Below are 19,554 nucleotides of genomic sequence, written 5' to 3'. Positions count from 1 at the left end.
TCCTCGCTTCTCCTCTAATTCAGCCAAATCTCACGTTTGACCGATTCGAGCCATCATCGAAGGACCGCCATCATTTACGCCGTTATGGTGCCGGGACTACGACATCAGGCACGATCGGATCAACCGTTCCATTCGAGCCATCGCTGGATGTCGGCTCAGATGTTCCATTCTCGACGCCTGCACCTGTTCCAGTACCTGCGCCTGTGGTTGGAGCAGAGCCGTCACCTGTACTCGTACTGCCTGAACCTTCAGTAGGTGGATTGCCATTCTGATTTGAAGTGCTGTTGTCTGATCCGTTTCCATTGCCATTGCCATTGCCATTGCCATTTCCGTTACCATTGCCGTTGTTGCTGCCAGGTCCATTGCCATTGTCACCATTATCAGTACCTTCATTGCCCTGATTATCTGTTCCTTCACCAGGCAGCTGATCTGATGGTGGTACAACGGGTTCTGTTGGTTCCAGCTCCTCCGGCGGTACATCCAGCGCTACTGCAGCTGATGGCGTGCCTTCAAGGTCAGCCTCAGCGTTATATGCAGCTACGTAATACTGGTAAGATAAACCAGGAGCAGCACTCAAATCTTCGACACCTCCATCTGCAAGTTCGAACAAGAGCGTGAACTCTGCCTCGCTCGATTCCTTGCGATAGACGCGGTACGTCAATCCTTCACCTGCAGCCGTATTCCAGCTAAGTGTGACAGCTTTCGCAGCTTGATCGTATTCCGCCTTCAGCCCCGTTACTTGCGCCGGTGCTTCTGTCGTTTTCTCCGGCTCTTGTTGTGGCGTCGATTGTGTAAAGCTGGAGCGCGGCACATTCTTCATAGCTGCTGTCATTACTTTACCGAACATAGCAGCTGCTTGACCACTGCTTTTATGCAGTAAATGGTTCTCGTCTGTCTTATCGTAACCCATCCAGACGGCTGCTGTCCATTCAGGCGTGTAACCAACAAACCAAACATCGCGGTTTGCACTTGAATTGAGACCTTGAATACCATGCTGTGTCGTACCTGTCTTACCCGCTACTGGACGGTCAAGACGAGCTTTCGTACCTGTTCCGCCTGTTTCAGTAACTCCTTGCATAATCTCCGTCAATCCTTCAGCAGTCGACTTCTTGATGAGCTGCTTCGCCTTCGGCGCATGGTACGTGTACACCGGATCGTCATTGCTGTTATCGATGCGCGTAACCGTATGTGGATCGACGCTCTTGCCGTCGTTTGCAAACACACTGTATGCCGTTGCCATCTGAAGCGGCGATACGCCATTCGTCAAACCACCTAGTGCAATCGCAAGGTTATTATCGTCGCTAGTAAGCTCGAAGCCCAAACGATTCGCGAACTCGACACCTTTGCTCACGCCAATCTGATTAAGCAGCCATACAGCTGGCAAGTTACGCGATTCCTTAATGGCCTGCTTCATGCTAATAGCGCCGACATACTTGACACTGTTAGAGTCGGTTGGGCAGTAATTCCCGAAGCATTGCTTATCGTCACGAAGCGTAGAGCTCGTCGTGAAGTCGCCTGATTCAAGCGCCGGTCCGTATGACGAAATTGGCTTAAATGATGAACCCGGCTGTCTTGCCTTGTTAACCCGGTTCCACGTCTTCTTCTGATAATCGCGTCCGCCTGCGATCGCTTGGATTTCGCCATTCCGATGATCCATTATAATCATCGAGCCCTGCACTTTTACATCATCAACACTTTGCTCGAAGTTATCATCATCCGCGAATTCCTTCTCCACAATCTGTTGTGCGGTCGGATTGAGCGTCGTATAAATTTTGTAACCGCCGACGCGCAGCTCATCTTCGCTAATGCCGCTTACCTCGACCGCTTCTTCAATCACGTAATCGACAAATGCAGGGTATAGCTGCGGGTTAGCTGCTTCGTTCATCATAGTAGCAGCATCATACTCTACTGCGCCCGCTTCATTCTTCTGCGCTTCGGTAATATATCCCTGATCGTACATGAGCTTCAATACAACCTGACGGCGAGCCTGCGATGCTTCCGGATCGTTAATTGGATTTAACCGAGTCGGCGCCTTCGGAATCCCGGCTAAAGTAGCCATCTGCCACAGCTTCAAGTCCTTTGGTTCGACGCCAAAGTAATATTCGGATGCCTGCTTGATGCCCGATAAGCCTTTACCGAAAGGTATACGGTTCAAGTACATCTCCAGAATTTCGTCTTTGGTCATGTTGTTCTCAAGCGCCATCGCAATGGACGCTTCCGTCGCTTTACGGAAGAACGTTTTATCCGCCGTTAAGAAAATATTTTTCGCCAGCTGCTGGGTTATCGTACTGCCGCCTTCGACTTTGCTTCTAGCGACGATATCCTTTACTACAGCACGTCCCAGCGAGAAATAATCAATACCAGAGTGCTGGTAGAACCGCTGATCCTCTGTCGCAATGAATGCGTTGCGGAGCATCTCTGGAATTTCACTCAGATCGACGTTCTCACGCGCGTCATTCGGTTTGTACAGCGATGCGATCTCATTGTTATCCTTATCGTATACAATCGAGGCCTCGGGAAGTATGAGTTTATCCTGATTCGCAGCTAGGATCCGTTCGCCGTTCAGTATAATGAATAAGTAACCGATAATGCCGCATACGACAGCCAGTGCAGCTGTAAAGAACAATATAATGATGACTTTCTTCGGCGTTAACCGCTTCTTCTTACCCTTCTTGCTTGGTGCCTTCTGTCTTGTTCGTCGTTGATCCGTCATACGGAAGAACTCCCTCCTATACAGTGAAACATTATCTCTATATCTATCTTTACCCGCAAATGAAAAGAACAACCCACTCAAATGAGCGGGTTGTCGGTTGATCATTCCGCTATTTAGTTAAACGCGTCGGGTCGGCTGAAAGTTGCTATAGTCCAAACAGTCGATTTAGTGATCGTTCGAATGATCTTGCATCAGAGAAACGTTACGCTGCGGGGTGAACGTCGAGATCGCGTGCTTATATACCATTTGTTGGCGGCCTTCGCTATCAATTATGATCGTGAAGTTATCGAATGCTTTAATAACGCCGCGAATTTGGAAGCCGTTGGTCAGGTAAACTGTAACCGGGATGCTGTCCTTACGCAGCTGGTTTAGAAAAGTATCTTGAATGTTGATGGTTTTATTCATTGGCCGTTACCCCCGTCGAAAAAGATTGATTAGAAATATATTCAAGACTGAGCAAGAACTTTCCTGCTATTATACCATGAACTGCTGCCATTTTGTTGTATAAATTTAGTTCGGCATCGACCCAGTCAATATCCTTCATGTGTCGGAACCAAGATAGCTGTCGCTTCGCGAATCGTCTTGTATCACGCTTAAGCGTCTCGACTGCTTCTTCCAAAGTACACTGTCCTGCAAAATACGGGATAAACTCCTTGTAGCCAAGCCCCTGCAACGATACGGCATCGGAAGGTATCCCCCGTGCAAGAATCCCTCTGGCTTCTTCCTCAAGCCCTTGCTCCATCATCAGGTCGATCCGCCTATTGATTCGATCATACAGGCGCTGTCGATCCATCTCGAGTCCAATTATGCAGAGCTCATAGGGTGAAGTCTTCGACTGGCGGCTCAGCTGCTCCGACATCCGTTCACCCGTCAGACGGAAAATCTCAAGCGCGCGAATGATGCGGCGCCGATCATTCGGATGCAGTCTCTCGGCAGATGCAGGATCAACCTCGACCAGCTTAGCATGAAGCGCTTCAGCTCCATGTTCATCAGCGAACTGCTCCATCGCAAGCCGAAATTCAGGATCCGAGCCATTTTCGGCAAATTCATAAGCATAACATACCGACTCGATATAAAGTCCAGTGCCGCCTACGATAAACGGAATCTTGCCGCGAGCCGTAATATCGGCGATAAGCCGACGGCACTCCTCTTGAAAATCCGCTGAGGAGTATGGCTCTTCAGGCTCTCGAATATCGATGAGGTGATGGACAATACCTTGTCGTTCCTCAAGCATGATTTTGGCAGTGCCGATATCCATGCCGCGATATACTTGCATCGAATCACCCGAAATGATCTCGCAATTGTAGGCCTTCGCTATATCCAAGCTGAGCTGTGTCTTGCCGACCGCTGTCGGTCCGATGAGAACGAGCAGCTTCGGCTTGGTTTGCTCCTTGCGGTGTAGAGAGGTACTTGGAAGAGCTTCATGTTGCTCGGTCAACTGCGATCACTCCGTACGTAATTTTCGATGTTTTCTTCGTTTTGCATCGGGTAAAGCCAAGTCGTTCAAACTCCGTGCTTCCCCTTTGCTCCTTCAGCATGACACATTTGCGCGCAACGCGCACAGCTTCTTGCACCGCGCTGTCTGACAATCGGCCGTGGTTAGCGAGGCTGCGTAGCGGCCCAATCGCACTGGATTCCTCGATTGCCTCTTCGAACATCGGATCGAAGTAGACAATGTCTACGCTGTCGTCTGGCAGGCTCGCCAAGTATTCTGTATGATTCGAACGTTCCAGCTTAATACGGCGCATCGCTTCATCCACTTCTGGCAGACCTGATTTGTAGCTGCTAAGCCCTTCGCGTACGACGGCATGCAGCACCGGCTCACTCTCCAGCGATGTCACCGAGCCTTCTGGACCAACCGCGACCGAGAAGACAAGCGAGTCTGCAGCTAGACCAGCCGTGCAATCGATAACACGATCACCTGGCATGCAGCCTGATAGTTCAATGAGCGGATCATGCTCACCGCGCAGCAGACGCTTTACTCTTACGAACGCCATGCTTGGATGATAGTAAAGCGGTTGCTCCGATGTGGAGCCTGTATAGTAGCGAACCTCGTTGTCAAGCACGACGATCAGTTGATCATCTGATCCTGCTGTCATCAGTTGACTTAACGTCCTCCCTCGGCGCAGCTGAAACTGCCCCGACAGTTCCTCGGCGAGTGATTTTGCCTTTGCCATCGTCTGTTCAGTAGGCTTCGCAGCTGTTGTTACGATCATGACATCACCCGTTTGAACATTTTTTCCAATTGATAGGTCGAAATATGCACGACGATCGGACGACCGTGCGGACATGTGTATGGCTGACGGCAAGCACCAAGACGCGCTAACAGCACTTCGCTCTCCTCGCGGGTCAGCCGTTGGTTCGCTTTGATCGATGCTTTACACGAGCACATAATCGCCGACTTCTCGCGAAGCTTCTGAATGTCGACGTTGCGCTTCTCTTGTAAGACCCACTCAATCATTTCTTCTATGATGGACTGCTCATCGCCGACTGGCAGCCATTCGGGATGCGAACGAACGAGAAACGTCTTTGCACCGAACGGCTCCAAATCTAGACCTACCTGGCGCAGCAGCTCCAGCTTGTCTTGCAATTGGACCGCGTCGCCTGCCGTCATCTCAAGCGTTATTGGGATGAGCAGCGGCTGCGACGCCTGCTGCGGGCGACCGAACTTCTCTACGTAATACTCATAGTTAATCCGTTCGTGCGCAGCATGCTGGTCAATCATATACAAGCCATCTTCGCTTTGCGCGATCAAATAAGTGCCGTGCAGCTGTCCGATCCACGATAGCTCCGGGAAAGGAGGTGTGTCAGGGTCGCGTTCGAACGGCGCTTCTGGTGCAGCATCTGTGCTGTTAGCGGCATAATCAGGCATCGCTGTACTTACCGTTTCCTGCGGCTGTAAAGCCGTGGAGGCTGCAGCCGCCTGCCGAGCGCTGGCAGCTAGCGCTTCTACAGTATCTACTCCTTCACCGGCGACCAATTCAACATTTGATGAATCTTCCGTTGCAGAAGGTTCAACTGGTGCTGGCGCGTAGAAGTCTGCATCGTCAGAAGCCGATGATTCGCGAATGGCGTCACCGGCTTTCGCTCCCGGCGCATATAACCGCTCAGTCGCATCATGAGGCACTTGTTCACGCCGTTCTGGCAAATGAGATGAGCTGTTTCTCCACCCTTCTGATGAAGCTCGACTGGTTGAAGAGAAAGCCGATCGTTGATTCGGTTGTGACGTATTCGCTAGGCCAGATGCTCCACGTATTTGATCGGATCCGGCTCCGCTTGGTCGAGCGAAAGGGCCGCTCGTTGATGGCGCCGAGAACGCCCTTCCACCGAACAACCCGCTCCCGTTGTTACTGCTTGATCCGATTCCACTGTTAGACGGACTAGCAGCAGGCGCGGTTGGAAAACCCGGCTCAGGGCGATGAAATGCTATACGCTCCTGAACATAGACGGGTTTCGATCGCTCTTCTTTATCAGCAGCAGGCTCTGGGATGTAGCGGTCACGACCAAGCACCTTGCGAACAGCCTGTTCGATCAATGCTCTGAGCTCTGGCTCCTTGCTGAACCGCACCTCCATTTTGGATGGATGAACGTTAACGTCGAGCAAGGAAGGATGCATGCCAATTTCCAACGCTACGAGCGGGTAGCGATTAATCGGCAGCAGCGTGTGATAGCCTTGCAGCAGCGCCTGATTGACCAAGAAGCTGCGAATATACCGTCCATTGACGACAATCGTTATCGCGTTCCGATTGGCACGCGTCAGGTCCGGCTTCGAAATGTAGCCATTCAGATTATAATCCGGCGTTTCAGCCGAGATCGGGAGCATCGCCTTTGCTGCACTTGTTCCATAGACAGCCGCAATGACCTGAAGGCGGTCACCAGTGCCTGGGGTACGAAGCAGCTCATTGCCATTGTGACGCAGCGTGAAGGCAATGCCAGGATGAGCCAATGCGATTCGGTTCATATAATCGCTTATATGGCCCAGCTCCGTCTGAATGGACTTCATATACTTTAAACGCGCCGGCGTGTTATAAAACAGGTCGCGTACGCTCATCTCGGTTCCCTGCTGCGAATTGACCGGACCTTGATGTTTGATCGTGCCGCCTTCTATAACAAGACGATAACCTAATCCATCCGCAGTGGGCGAAGAGATACATTCGACACGTGCTACAGCCGCGATACTCGGCAGCGCTTCGCCACGGAAGCCAAGGCTGGCTATGCGGAACAAATCCGCGCTGGACAGCAGCTTACTTGTCGCATGACGCTGGAATGCGGTCTCTACCTCATCGGGCTGAATGCCTGATCCATTGTCAATGACTCGGATCAAATTCAAGCCGCCCTCCTCAATCGTCAGATCGATCGTAGTCGCACCTGCATCAACCGCATTCTCCACTAGCTCTTTAACGACCGAGGCTGGGCGCTCAACCACTTCACCCGCTGCGATCTGGTTCGCCAGCTGTTCATCCAGCACACGTATGGTTGCCATCGCTGCAGCTCCTCTCTACTGTTGTTTGACGTTTGATTATAAGTGCGTGTTCAAAAAGTTAGGTTTTTAGCACCAAGAAGGTTAGTCCGTCAGTTTCATCTTCATCTCATTCAGCCATTGCAGCGCCTGCATCGGCGTCATATTCAGCACATCAAGCTTCCTCAGCTTGTCGGCAACTAGTTCCGCCTTCGGTGACAGCTTCTTCTTAGTCTGATCGTTTATCGCGTCCGTGGATGCAGCAGCCGGTTCCTCACCGAAAATCGACAGCTGAACGACTTCACGGGATACTGCTGTACTCGTTTCCTCGGCTTCGAATACATGGGATGCTGCTACTGCTTCATGCGACAATCGCACTGCATCATAACCAACTTGCGTCTCGGCAGCGCGATCCACAGCTTGAACAGGCTGTGGATCGGTCGTTGTAAGCGTAACTCGTTCCGCTTGAACTAACGGCTTCTTAATGACCGTCGCACCCTCTTCGTCAAGCAGCGCATAAGCTCGTCCAATAATCGTTTCCGGCAATCCGGCTAGCTGTGCACAGTAGACGCCATAGCTGGAGCTAGCGGCACCTGGTACGAGCTTCCGCAGGAACGTTACGTCATCCCCATCTTCGCGAACCGCCATACATGCGTTCGATAGAAGCGGAAGTGAATCTTCTAAGTGTGACAACTCGTGAAAATGGGTCGATACGAGCGCTTTGCAGCCAATCCGATCATGCACATATTCAATAACCGCCTGCGCGATGGCCATCCCTTCGTTCGTGGAGGTGCCTCGGCCCAGCTCGTCAATAATAACGAGGCTTCTTTCAGTCGCTTTATCGGTCATGACTTGAATATCTTTCATTTCGACCATGAACGTACTTTGTCCGCCCGCAAGGTCATCGGCTGCTCCGATACGGGTAAAGATGCGATCAACAAGCGGCAGTACAGCCGACTTCGCAGGCACGAAGCATCCGATCTGCGCCATGACGCAAAGCAATGCGACTTGCCGCATGTACGTGCTCTTACCAGCCATGTTCGGACCAGTAATAAGCAGCATCGATTGACTGTCCTTCGCCAGCTTCGTTCCGTTCGTAATGAACGGAACGCCATCCATCAGCGCTTCGACGACCGGATGACGGCCATCTTCTACGATGAGGTCGTAGTTGTCCGTCACGGTAGGACGAACGAAGCGGCGCTCCGCACTAACAGTTGCGAGCGATTGGAACGCATCGAGCGATGCGATGCGCTCGGCAAGCTTTTGCAGACGATGCAGTTGACCTGACAGATGCTCGCGCAGCTCAGCGAACCGTTCGTATTCGAGATCGACCATCTTCTCTTCTGCTTCTAGGATGAGTCGCTCCTTCTCTTTGAGCTCTGGCGTAACGAAACGTTCCGCATTCGCCAGCGTCTGCTTCCGCTCGTAACGGCCTTCAGGCAGGCCTGAAAGGTTCGCTTTCGATATTTCAAGATAGTAGCCGAACACCTTGTTGTAGCCGATCTTCAGCGATTTGATGCCTGTCGCTTCGCGTTCGGAGCGCTCTAGCTCTGCCAGCCATCGCTTGCCGTCGGTGCTCGCTTCGCGCAGACGATCTAAATATTCGTCATAGCCTGCACGAATGAGTCCGCCTTCGCGAACGGAAACCGGCGGATCATCAACAACAACCGTTTCAATCGTATCTGCCAAGTCCGCGCAGTCATCGATATCCGCAAACAGCGACTGCAGTGTTGCATCGCCAGAGTTGGCACACAGATCTGCCAGCGCAGGAACGCGACGAAGCGAAGATTTCAGGGCGTTCAGATCGCGGCCGTTCGCGCTTCCGAACGCAACGCGTCCGACGAGCCGCTCCAGGTCATAGATCTCGGATAGCTCTCGGCGCATATCGTCGCGAATGATGAGGTCACGGTGAAGCGCAGCCACTGCAGATAACCGTTCTTCAATCGCAGCGACACTGAGCAGCGGCTTGTCTACCCAGCGACGAAGCAAACGAGCGCCCATCGAGGTCATCGTCCGATCAAGCAGCCAGAGGAGCGAGCCTTTCTTGCTGCGGTCGCGCACCGTCTCCGTCAGCTCGAGATTGCGGCGTGTGAATGGATCCAGAATCATATATTGATTCGGCTCATAAGGACGAATCGTCCGTACGTGACCGAAGGAACGTTTCTGTGTATCAGCCAAATAGCCAGTGAGTGTCGCAATTGTCCGCAGACGCTCATCCGTAAGTCCTTGCAGCGACTGCTCGCCAAACTGCTCAACTACGCCAGCTTGCGACATCGGCTCACGAGGCGTTAGAACAACGGGACGCGCCCATGCAGCTTGGTGCGGTTTCAGCCGTTCCAGCAATGCTTCATCGCCTACAATCTCGGCGGGATGATACACATTGATTTCGTCGAGCAGCGCTTCTAGTCCACCTGCAGCCGCGAATGAGGTAATATAGAGCTCGCCTGTCGACAGGTCGCAGGCAGCGAAGCCAATTCGACCATCAACGGAGGCGGTGCCAACGATGAAGTTGTTCGCTTTGTCAGCAAGCGACTTCGACTCCATGACCGTACCCGGCGTAACGACGCGAACGATCTCGCGGCGCACAACGCCTTTGGCTGCGGATGGGTCTTCTACCTGCTCGCAGATGGCGACTTTGTAGCCTTTTTCGATAAGACGGGCAATGTAATTCTCTGCGGAATGATACGGCACACCACACATCGGTATCCGTTCAGGACCGCCGGCTTCGCGGCCGGTCAGCGTTATTTCGAGCTCGCGTGAAGCGAGGATTGCATCTTCGAAGAACATTTCATAGAAATCGCCAAGGCGGAACAGCAGGAAAGCATCCTTCGCCTGCTCCTTAATGGCGAGATATTGCATCATCATGGGGGTATAAGTCGGTGTCATGAATGCCCCTCCGTACGATTTGTTGGATATGAACACTATCCTTCATTATAGCACGAAACGGAAGTCGTTCGCATGGTAGAATGGTTGAGGTGTAATCGCCATCCGTTGATAGGAGCGTGATGCATGAGATGTTTAAGAGTGGATACAACTCACTTAATCGAGACAGAGGCTGTGTTTCGGGCATTTAAGAGTAGCATTACACCTCTTAATTTTCGCTCATTGGGCATATTGGGGCCGCATAGCTGCTTTAAGTATGATTTTACCACCCCTCTCAGTCGAGTAGGCTTGGTGTCTTGTGATTAAGAGCGGATTTACAATACTTAAATAAATTAAATTATTTTCAATCGCAAGGAATAGACGGTCTGTACATATTCACTACCATCCATTTATAATGGACTTATCATAATCAGTGACGCAAAGCATGCGCCTGATCATGGAATCGTTCGATCGATTCCGTGGCGGGCGCTTTTTTGTTGTCTGTGAAGGAGTGTTATGGGGATGATAGACATTTCGTTAGGGGCAGATGCGGCATTTGAGAAGGAGTATATGAAGTGGTTGGAAAAGCACCAAGAGGGTCGAACCGGGGAGCAGCTGCGTCGAATAACAAATGGGCATGGGTATGGCGAGAAGTTATTCCTCACTCAAGTGTGGTGGCCGATCGTCCACTCACTCGATTACTTGCATCCGGAATTTGTTGTCGCTGATGACGGGGACAAGGAAAGATTTATTGATTTGGCATATATTCGATCGCCCTATCGCATTGCAATTGAAATCGACGGATATGGCCCTCATCTGAAGAACATAGATCGATATCAGTTCGGCGACAATCTAATGCGGCACAATCACCTTGTGCTTGATGGCTGGAAGTTGATTCGCTTCTCGGTGACTGATATTGAGCAGCGACCGGAGCGATGTATACGTTTTGTTCGGAGCATGTTAGGACAGTGGTATGGTCAAAATCAAGAGATTGAATCGATAACGAATCGAGAACGTCAAATCATTGCTTACGCTTTGTATCGCAATACGCCGATACGTGCCATGGACATCGCGAATGAATTCAATATTAGGCGAGAAAGCGCAGGAGCCTTGTTCCGCTCGCTCCATCAGAAAGGGCTGCTGACTCCCATATCCCCTGGTCGGCGCATCCACTATTATGTTGTTAGTCTACAAGCGGCTCGTTTGTTGAAGCTATGACGATGATGCATGTTAATGGACGAGATGATGCATGTTAATGGACGATTTATAATAGTGCTGTACGGTGAGTAAGTGTGGTTAAACCGCACTTATTCGTAAAGATTGACGAGTATAGAACTTTTAAGTGTGGTGATATCACTCTTAGATCACTTCTAACGAAGCTATTTTGTAGGTTTTGTGGGATTAAGTGAAGTTTCACCGCACTTAAATGATTCGCGAGTAGGTTTTCAAGTAAATAAGTATGGTTAGACAACACTTAATCTGCTGCGATGGTCGCAAGAGACTGTAAATGTACCTTATTGATTCCCTTGCAGCGGCGAACTATGGCTCGATTCAATACGCGTATGATGGTACTGTGGCAAGCTCAACTGCAGTGGTGCCATAGGTTGAGATTGTACCTTCTGATCTCTCCCCCGTTGGCTAGCACTCTGCATCACTTCGCATACGGCCCCACCCGCCACTTGCGGCGAATGTCGGTAGTGGCGTCCCAGACGGTGCCTTGGCGGGCAGCGGCGAACAACGGCTCGATCCAATGCGCGTACGCTGCGTATGATGGAGCTGCGGCAAGCTCTGCCGCGATGCTGTCCAACTGCTTCGTTAGTGTACGACGGTCGCCCTGATAGAACGCCTCCTCTATCTTCTCCGGCAGCAGCGGCAGAGTTGGGAGCGACCATGTATCATGTGCGCATAGAAGCGTGAGGGCGAATGCCGCCTTCGCAGCGGCAGGAGATACGAGCCAGCTCGGCAGCGTCCGGTACTCGAACCCGCCATGAGCTTGCTGTCGGAAGTCGCCCATCATGCCGTAACGCGGCCGTCTACCGCTGTCGGACTCGATCATGGCAATAGGCAGCGCCACATAACGGTCCAGCTGGCGAAGCAGCCGGCTCGTTAGCGGTACACCGCTGAGATGAATATGGCCGCCTAGCGCAACACCGCCGATCGGCATCGCACCAGCGGCCCAGCGGAGCGAATGCTCACCAGCCTTTGCATCTGCACGTATCAGCTGTCGGCGTACATTTACAGCTAACTCATCCGGCGTTGATGCGGGATCCGGGCGAAGCTCACCGACGGGATATACAAGTCGCTGGCCGACAAGAAGTGCATCTGCGCCTGCACCGCCTCCAATGCCAAAATAGCGATCAGCGGATGCTAGACGGCCATTTTGTTTAAGGAGGATGAATTCAGGGTCAGCACCAATAAGAATACGTTGGCGGGAATCACAGCCCGTCATCGCCTCCCTATACATCATCTGAAATCGCTCGAACGCCGCTGACCACGGCGACGACTCATCGTCTTCGCGGAACATCGGAACTTGCTTTATAGCAAGCGCAGCCGTTCTTCCATCCCCATCGATCGCGATGATTCCAACTCCAAGATCTAGTCCAATCGAGTATAATGCTCTAACTGCAACCCGAGCGACTCGCCGAAGTGAAGGATCCGATGCCAGCTGCTTCGCCAGTTCAGGTCCCGTCAAATCACGGAATGGAGCTGTCTGATCCGCAGCTGCCACACCAGCAATCCCCTTATCAGTCGATCGACAGCGCTGTATCGCAATGACCTCGAGATGAAACACCGATACCATATACACACGCCAGCCATCTCGCAGCGCTTCATGAACGATAACATCCTTATCTGCTGCCCTCGGGCCGGATGAAGGAGCATGTCGAAGAAGCCCTGCGCGTGACCAGCGGCGCGTAATTGCGGCTTGATCCGTCAGCGCGTCACCAGCGCCTGGAGCGAGCAGCATCCAGGGTGCATTACTCACCCTTACCCCCTTCGATCTATCCCCACTTCCATCAACCATACGATGTATCCGCGGCGAGCCACTGACGGCGATAAGCGCGTCATTTGCATTCAGTCGGATTGGCGCCATTGGATGCTCACGTTCATCCCACAATCGTACACAAGCTGAACGCTGCTCCTCTGTCGTCATCGGCTGCGCCTCCTTCTTATTTGCTGCCCAAAAAACAAAAAGAGGGCTGGCGCCCTCGTAATCGCCGCAATCGGCGCATATCCTAATGTAAACTGTCCCGTGAAGACAGCTTACACTTCATCATCGAGCAAATCCGGATCAAGATCTTCGAAGTCGCCGTCATCGCCGAGCGAATACTCCAGATCTTTACCGTAATCGTCGATGCTGCCTGGGATGCAGGCTACCGTAACTTTCGTCTCGGCGATCATCTCTACGGCAAATTCGCGTTCAACCCGAATGATTACGCTCGAACCGCTCGACGAAATATTCGCCTCGATGCAGTTCGGTTCTTGCGTTGCATCTGCCGACACTTCCTCTGTCGTTGAACGATGCTTCGGGTCTACATAAGAAAGCGGGATGTTCTCAACATAGGAGACCGTTTCTTTCGCAACCTCAGTTTGCGAGTTTTTGCTGTAAGAATACCAGATGTTAATATCGTAAGTACCAATGACCTCGATACCGTCGCCCGATCGAACCGCTTCATATTGGTGGTTGATAATCCACGCGCCGAGTATGCTCGTGGGGTTATGAGGCGGAGTCACGGTATGGGATACGGTGGAAAACTTACGACCTTTGCCGCAGACAGCTTTCGTAATAATCTCTCTGTATTGAAGCTGTTTATCTGCAAGTGCCATCGATTATAACCTCCTCCATACAATCATTCACTTAAAGTGTATGCAGGACATAGGCTTTTGTTGATTAAACGAGCGTGACTTCACCCATTTAATTTCACGGCACCTGCGCCTAGCAATTACCTGCTGGCATTTAGAGATTAATTGAAATCTCGTGCCTTGCTTGGTAACACTATATGCACCGCCTTGATGGACTATGATTACGCAGGTTGTACTTCACGTTTCTTCTTCATTTGTTTCGCTGTAATCAGAAATCGATCCAGTTCACGGCACAGCTCTAGCAGCGAGGCGCGCACCTCGAACTCCTGGCGCGTCTTCGGCAGCTCCATCGCACGAAAATCCTCTCTCAGCCGTGTCAGGCGACGCTCAGCCTCTCCTACGTATACGTCACTCTTGACGTCATCCACGAGCCCTTCAAGCACTTCAGCGATATGCTCTCCTTGCGGTACCGTTTCATAGACGAAAGCAAGCAGGACAAGCATATGCTGGATCGAATCCAGCTGATCCTTACGCATACGGTAATACACTTCCCAGTACTGCTCCCCACGTCCGAACCGGTTCTCCCGTCCGACCGTAGCGCGAGTTGCTCCAATGCTGATTGCTTGATGCGCATCCAGCAGCTCCTGCCCGTCCCATAGGTGAGAAGGCTCTCGAAGCGTCTTCGCCATATTGATGAAAATACCTGCGAATGCCTGCTCCGTATCAGACCGCAATCGCAGCAGCCGCTTCTCTTCAGTCGGCATATAGATGAGATTGATCACCGTCGCCCAGCCAAGGCCAGTTATCAGGAGCATGATTTCGTTGCCGATCAGATCCGTTGTTACTTCTCCATTACCAAAAACATGAAAGACGATTACCGACGACGTAACGATACCGTCCTTCAGATGAAAACGCGACAATATGGGAAACGTCAGCATAATGAACAATGCCACTACCCAAATATGAAACCCTAGCGTCTCAAATAAGATGGAAGCCAAGAACAGGCCGAGGACTGAAGCTACGAACCGCACAAGCGGCATCTGCACGCCGCGCATGCGGGTCACTTCAACACCTAAGATCGCAAGAATGCCCGCCGATAGAGGCGGGCTGAGTCCTAAATATGCAGCTGTATAAATCGCAGCCAATGTGGCCAGCGCTGTCTTCACGACACGAATTCCCATTGCCACTCCACCCTCTATTTTCCTCCTATCCTACCGCTCTCGCCTGCCGCCCGTCAACCTGCGCTCCAGTAACGTAACAAGCTGATACATTACCGTAGCAACGATTGCGATGATCACAAGACTTGCGAGCACAAGCGTAAAGTTAAACACTTGGAAGCCGTAGATAATGAGGTAACCGAGACCTAGCTTTGCAACGAGAAACTCGCCAACCATAACGCCAACCCAAGATAAACCAACATTGACCTTGAGCGTTGAGATGATAACCGGGAAGGATGCAGGGATGATGACGTACCAGAACGTCTGCAGACGCGAAGCGCCAAACAGCCGAACGACCTTCACCAGCCCCTCCTCCACCTCTCGAAACTGGTTATATATATTAAGCGTCGTAATAATGACGGTCACCGACAGCGTCGTTACTACGATCGACGTAAATCCAGGGCCTAGCGCCACGATAAAAATCGGGCCTAGCGCGACTTTCGGCATACTATTCAATACAACAAGGTACGGATCCAGCACACGGGAGACAAAAGGAAACCACCAAAGCAGCGCAGCAATGAGCGTTCCAATCAACGTACCGAGTACAAAGCCTACTACAGTCTCCCCAACCGTCATACCAACGTGCGGCCATATGGAACCATCTCGTATCATATCGAGCAGCAAGTTGCCTATCCGTGATGGGAAACTGAACAACAGCGGATCGATCCATTTATTCCGTCCTGCTACTTCCCACAAGCCAATAAACAACACAAGGATAACCGCTCTGACAAGCATGACCGCGACTGTCCGCCGTCTTGAACGGGATTTATGTTTGACAAACAGCGCTGCCAGCCATTCCGAATTCGTCTCTTGAGACCATGCATTAGACTTTCTCGTCATGGTGACCGTTCCTTTCCTTCCGAACATCCACAGACGATGACGCCGCTTCCTCTACGTCCATCTCTTCCCACAGCTGTTCGAACAGTGGTTGAAAAGAAGGATGGCGCCGCGCTTCCATCGGCGATGTGCGCCGAAGCTCTTCCGGTACATCCAACGTAAGCCGGATTCGTCCTGGATTGCGTCCAAGAACAATAATGCGATCACTCATTGCGGCTGCTTCGGCCAAATCATGCGTCACAAGGACAGCCGTTTGGCCTCGGCGGCGAATCGTATCCCACACTAAATCTTCTAGCTGCAGCTTGATGTGCATGTCGAGCGCCGAGAACGGCTCATCGAGCAGCATGACGTCCGGCTCCGTTGCGAGTGTACGGGCAAGCGCAACCCGCTGTCTCATGCCCCCAGACAACTCATGTGGATAGCGCAACTCCGTTCCGCTCAGCTCAAGCTCTTGAAGCAGTCCGCGTACACGGCTCTTCGCATCTGGCGTAAGCTTCCCATTAATCGCGAGCCCGATCGACGCATTATCTTGGATATTGCGCCAAGGGAAGAGATAGTCCTGCTGCAGCATATAACCAACAGAAGCAGTTGGCCCCGTCACTGCTGCGCCCCCTATCGTAACTTCTCCTCGCGTTGGCCGCAGCAGACCGGCAATCAGATGCAATACCGTCGTCTTGCCGCAGCCGCTCGGACCAACCAGACTCACGAATTCTCCCTGACCGACCGTCAGGTTGAAAGAATCGACGGCGAGTGAAGCGCCGCCGTCATTCACATACACATGTGTGACGTTGTGAAGACGAAGCTTGCCATGATCCGGCATCCCCGCCGCCCCCTCGTTTCCTATTTCACCGATTTAATTGCTTCATCTGCGAACGTCGTCGTTACGAGTTTATCGTACGGCGCACGTTCCTTCAGTTCCCCAGCAGATGTCATGACATCTTGCAGATTGTTCCATTCCGCCTCATCTACGATTGGATCGGACGCATAGGAGCCCTGCTGTTTGTAACGGTCGATCGAGCTGATCGCAATCGCACGATCCGTGTTCTGGAAGTAGGGCAGCACAACATCGGCAATTTCTTCAGCAGAATGCTCCGCTACCCACAACTGCGCACGATGAATGGCGTTCGTAAACTTTTGTACAACATCTTTATGCTTGTTGATGTAGCTGGACTTCGTCATGAACACCGTGTACGGCAGGTGGCCGCTCTCGACACCAAACGAAGCAACGACGAAACCTTTACCCTGTTGCTCAACGATCGATGCTTGCGGCTCGAACAGCTGTACATATTCGCCTGTACCCGACAGGAATGCTGCTGGGATGTTAGCGAAATCGACGTTCTGAATCAGGTTCAGATCTTTTTGTGGATCAATGCCATGCTTCTTAAGCGTGAATTCGCCTGCCATTTGCGGCATGCCGCCTTTTCTTTGACCAAGGAAGTCTACACCTTTGAGCGATTGCCAGTCGAAGTTGTCGATCTGCTTACGTGCGACGAGGAAAGTACCGTCTGTCTGCGTCAGCTGTGCGAAGTTAATGACCGGATCATCCGAGCCTTGCTGATACACATAAATGGATGTTTCCGATCCGACGAGTGCGACATCAATCGTACCGGACAGCAGCGCAGTCATCGTTTTGTCGCCGCCAGGCGTCGTCGTCAGTTCAATGTCGATGCCTTCATCTTCAAAATAACCGTTAGCAATCGCTACATACTCCGGTGCATAGAACAACGAACGCGTGACTTCGCCGATCGTTACCTTCGTCAGCTTGCTATCCGACTTGCCGCATGCTGCGAGCAGCGCCACTGCCATGACGACGGCAAGCGCAGCGGACAGCCAGCTTCTCCTAAATTTCACCTTCATCCCAAATCCCTCCGCCAATTCGTTGCAATAGAATGTACTCCAACCTATGCATGGGCAGATGCGGAGGTGCATCGGGCGGGTGATCACTTCATCATCACAAAAGTCACTGTAATTCGAATAGCTGACATCAGAATACAAACTGAACGTTCTTAGCCCCTAATAACGCTGAACGGGATAGCGGACAATTCTCGCGTGGATGCTAGAAAATTGAAGCGGCTGGTAATTCGAGGATCCTAGCTATAATTTACAAGTGACGATCTCTATGTTATTATGTAAATACGTAATTACGTATTACAATAAAATGAGGTGTTCAAAAATGAGTCAACCACGCAATATCGAGCAGGAGCTAGACCAGCTGCACAATGAGCTTCGCGAGCTCAAACAACTTGTGTTAAGCCTGCACGATTCACGCAGCATGCCCCAGATAGAGAACAGATCAGCTCCACACACGTATACAGTCGAGCAATTATCCCATTCTCAACAGCAACACAACAGCCAAGAAAGCGAACTTCACTACGCCGGCCGTTACGCATCAACCGAAGGAACGACTGTGTGGACGCCTCAGCGCCGCAGCATCGGTCAGCTGCTTGATCTTGATTCCGACAAATCTGCCAAAATCATCGGGGCACTTGGTCATAAGCAGCGGCTCGACATTATGAAAGCTGTGCTGGCTAAGCCAATGAGCGGACCTGAGCTCGTCGAGCTTCTCCAAATGGGTACGACCGGGCAGCTGTATCATCACACCAAAGCATTAACCGGCGCTGATCTGCTCCAGCAGGATGAACGCGGCGGCGCTTATTTCGTCCCTGCACACCGCAAGCTTCCACTGCTGCTGCTGCTCGCTGCAGCATCTGATCTTCTGGATACGAGCGACTACCTTGCGATGACGGAGCTTCGCTCAGAAGCATCACAATATTTCAATAAATCAGAAGAAAACTACGACCCGCATCAATTGCTATATGCGGTCATGGAAAACGCAGTAATGGAGCATAAAGCCGGTTATTGTTCCAGAATCGACGTCTTCCTTCAAAAGGATGGCACTGTCACGGTGTCCGACAATGGACGCGGGATTCCCGTTCGCGAGTATGCCTCTTCTGGCAAATCGATCGCGCAGACGGTTATGACGGATATGAGCGCAGATCGGCTTCGACCAAGCGCTTCTCACACCGCACCAGGAGCGGAATCAGGCATCGACATTCCAAGCGTTAATGCGTTCTCCGAATTGTTGTCGCTTGAAATTCGCAGAGAAAATCGTGTGTACCGTCAAGACTATCGATACGGGATTCCGCAGACAGGACTGCTAACGATCGGTACGACCGATGAAACCGGAACAAGTCTCACCTTCCGCCCTATCGCCGAGCTGTTCCGCTCGACATTCGATCCGGCCGTTGTTTCGCAACATGCTGCTGCATTGCAGGCTGCGAATCCTACGCTGACGATTCAAGTCAATGTAGGTCAATAGCAGAGGCTTCTCTGTTTCTCTTTCCACAAACGAAACGGGGCTGTCCCAAAAGTCATTAGACTTTGGGACGGCCCCTTGTGTTTCAATGAACTGCAAGAGCAGCTGCGCAGAGCGAATGTTCTTACGATCGCTGTTGTCACCGGATTGCTCTGAATGGGTAAGATCGTGACTAGGCAGCAATCCGTTGACAAAGGCGACCGCTGACGCTTCTTCAGAATCATTCGTCTGCTCCGCTGCTAGCAGTATTTTGGTTTTAGACAAACAAAAAGAAACAGCCTTTTGGTAAAATGGAAGTACCACCAACCATTCCAAAGGAGCTGTTTCTTTTGTACATCCAATATACCAT

At 51.6% G+C, this 19,554-nt stretch carries 14 protein-coding genes; 2 read left to right on the top strand and 12 right to left on the bottom strand.

Annotated features, from left to right (window positions below; genetic code table 11):
* Nucleotides 1-82 precede the first annotated feature (82 nt).
* From DFQ01_RS15940 to mutS, 6 genes are all read right to left on the bottom strand, one after another.
* Nucleotides 83-2,713 carry a transglycosylase domain-containing protein gene (locus DFQ01_RS15940; protein ID WP_110044892.1) on the bottom strand — a complete coding sequence of 877 codons (2,631 nt, stop codon included), beginning with the start codon at nucleotides 2,711-2,713 and terminating at the stop codon, nucleotides 83-85.
* Between the two features lie 165 nt (nucleotides 2,714-2,878).
* Nucleotides 2,879-3,118 carry an RNA chaperone Hfq gene (hfq, locus tag DFQ01_RS15935; protein ID WP_110044891.1) on the bottom strand — a complete coding sequence of 80 codons (240 nt, stop codon included), beginning with the start codon at nucleotides 3,116-3,118 and terminating at the stop codon, nucleotides 2,879-2,881.
* Nucleotides 3,111-4,151: a tRNA (adenosine(37)-N6)-dimethylallyltransferase MiaA gene (gene miaA, locus DFQ01_RS15930; RefSeq protein WP_110044890.1), complete on the bottom strand. Its 1,041-nt coding sequence runs from the start codon at nucleotides 4,149-4,151 to the stop codon at nucleotides 3,111-3,113. The genes hfq and miaA overlap by 8 nt, the downstream gene beginning before the upstream one ends.
* Nucleotides 4,135-4,929: a class I SAM-dependent methyltransferase gene (locus tag DFQ01_RS15925; protein ID WP_110044889.1), complete on the bottom strand. Its 795-nt coding sequence runs from the start codon at nucleotides 4,927-4,929 to the stop codon at nucleotides 4,135-4,137. Before DFQ01_RS15925 ends, miaA begins: the two co-directional genes overlap by 17 nt.
* Complete coding sequence (mutL, locus tag DFQ01_RS15920) at nucleotides 4,926-7,196, bottom strand: DNA mismatch repair endonuclease MutL (protein ID WP_110044888.1); 2,271 nt, start codon at nucleotides 7,194-7,196, stop codon at nucleotides 4,926-4,928. The genes DFQ01_RS15925 and mutL overlap by 4 nt, the downstream gene beginning before the upstream one ends.
* A gap of 81 nt (nucleotides 7,197-7,277) precedes the next feature.
* Nucleotides 7,278-10,058: a DNA mismatch repair protein MutS gene (gene mutS / locus DFQ01_RS15915; RefSeq protein WP_110044887.1), complete on the bottom strand. Its 2,781-nt coding sequence runs from the start codon at nucleotides 10,056-10,058 to the stop codon at nucleotides 7,278-7,280.
* 498 nt (nucleotides 10,059-10,556) lie between these two features.
* Between mutS and DFQ01_RS15910 the strand changes: the two genes are divergently transcribed.
* Nucleotides 10,557-11,252, top strand: coding sequence for a PDDEXK family nuclease (locus DFQ01_RS15910; protein WP_110044886.1), 696 nt, complete (start codon nucleotides 10,557-10,559; stop codon nucleotides 11,250-11,252).
* A 433-nt stretch (nucleotides 11,253-11,685) separates the two neighbouring features.
* Here DFQ01_RS15910 and DFQ01_RS15905 read toward each other — a convergent pair whose 3' ends face one another.
* The 6 genes from DFQ01_RS15905 to DFQ01_RS15880 all read right to left on the bottom strand — a co-directional run bounded on the left by DFQ01_RS15905 (nucleotide 11,686) and on the right by DFQ01_RS15880 (nucleotide 17,746).
* Nucleotides 11,686-13,185 carry a putative amidoligase domain-containing protein gene (locus DFQ01_RS15905; protein ID WP_110044885.1) on the bottom strand — a complete coding sequence of 500 codons (1,500 nt, stop codon included), beginning with the start codon at nucleotides 13,183-13,185 and terminating at the stop codon, nucleotides 11,686-11,688.
* A 110-nt stretch (nucleotides 13,186-13,295) separates the two neighbouring features.
* On the bottom strand, nucleotides 13,296-13,859 hold the full coding sequence (locus tag DFQ01_RS15900) for an outer spore coat protein CotE (RefSeq protein WP_110044884.1): 564 nt from the start codon (nucleotides 13,857-13,859) through the stop codon (nucleotides 13,296-13,298).
* Nucleotides 13,860-14,056: 197 nt separating this feature from the next.
* Nucleotides 14,057-15,016 (bottom strand): aromatic acid exporter family protein, encoded by a 960-nt coding sequence (locus DFQ01_RS15895; protein WP_110044883.1) that lies wholly within the window; start codon nucleotides 15,014-15,016, stop codon nucleotides 14,057-14,059.
* Nucleotides 15,017-15,046: 30 nt separating this feature from the next.
* Entirely contained in the window at nucleotides 15,047-15,892 is an 846-nt protein-coding gene (locus DFQ01_RS15890) for an ABC transporter permease (RefSeq protein ID WP_110044882.1), read from the bottom strand.
* Nucleotides 15,876-16,709 carry an ABC transporter ATP-binding protein gene (locus DFQ01_RS15885; RefSeq protein ID WP_110044881.1) on the bottom strand — a complete coding sequence of 278 codons (834 nt, stop codon included), beginning with the start codon at nucleotides 16,707-16,709 and terminating at the stop codon, nucleotides 15,876-15,878. The genes DFQ01_RS15890 and DFQ01_RS15885 overlap by 17 nt, the downstream gene beginning before the upstream one ends.
* A gap of 20 nt (nucleotides 16,710-16,729) precedes the next feature.
* The gene (locus DFQ01_RS15880) at nucleotides 16,730-17,746 is read right to left on the bottom strand and encodes an ABC transporter substrate-binding protein (protein ID WP_110044880.1); all 1,017 of its coding nucleotides are present in this window, start codon (nucleotides 17,744-17,746) and stop codon (nucleotides 16,730-16,732) included.
* A 316-nt stretch (nucleotides 17,747-18,062) separates the two neighbouring features.
* Here DFQ01_RS15880 and DFQ01_RS15875 point away from each other — a divergent pair, with 316 nt between their 5' ends.
* Complete coding sequence (locus tag DFQ01_RS15875) at nucleotides 18,063-19,208, top strand: ATP-binding protein (RefSeq protein WP_110044879.1); 1,146 nt, start codon at nucleotides 18,063-18,065, stop codon at nucleotides 19,206-19,208.
* The last annotated feature ends 346 nt before the right edge of the window (nucleotides 19,209-19,554 follow it).

The sequence above is a fragment of the Paenibacillus cellulosilyticus genome, assembly GCF_003182255.1.
In the GTDB taxonomy this organism is placed as follows: domain Bacteria; phylum Bacillota; class Bacilli; order Paenibacillales; family Paenibacillaceae; genus Paenibacillus_T; species Paenibacillus_T cellulosilyticus.
Note: the sequence above shows the minus strand (reverse complement) of the source record. Positions and strands in the feature narration are given on the sequence as shown.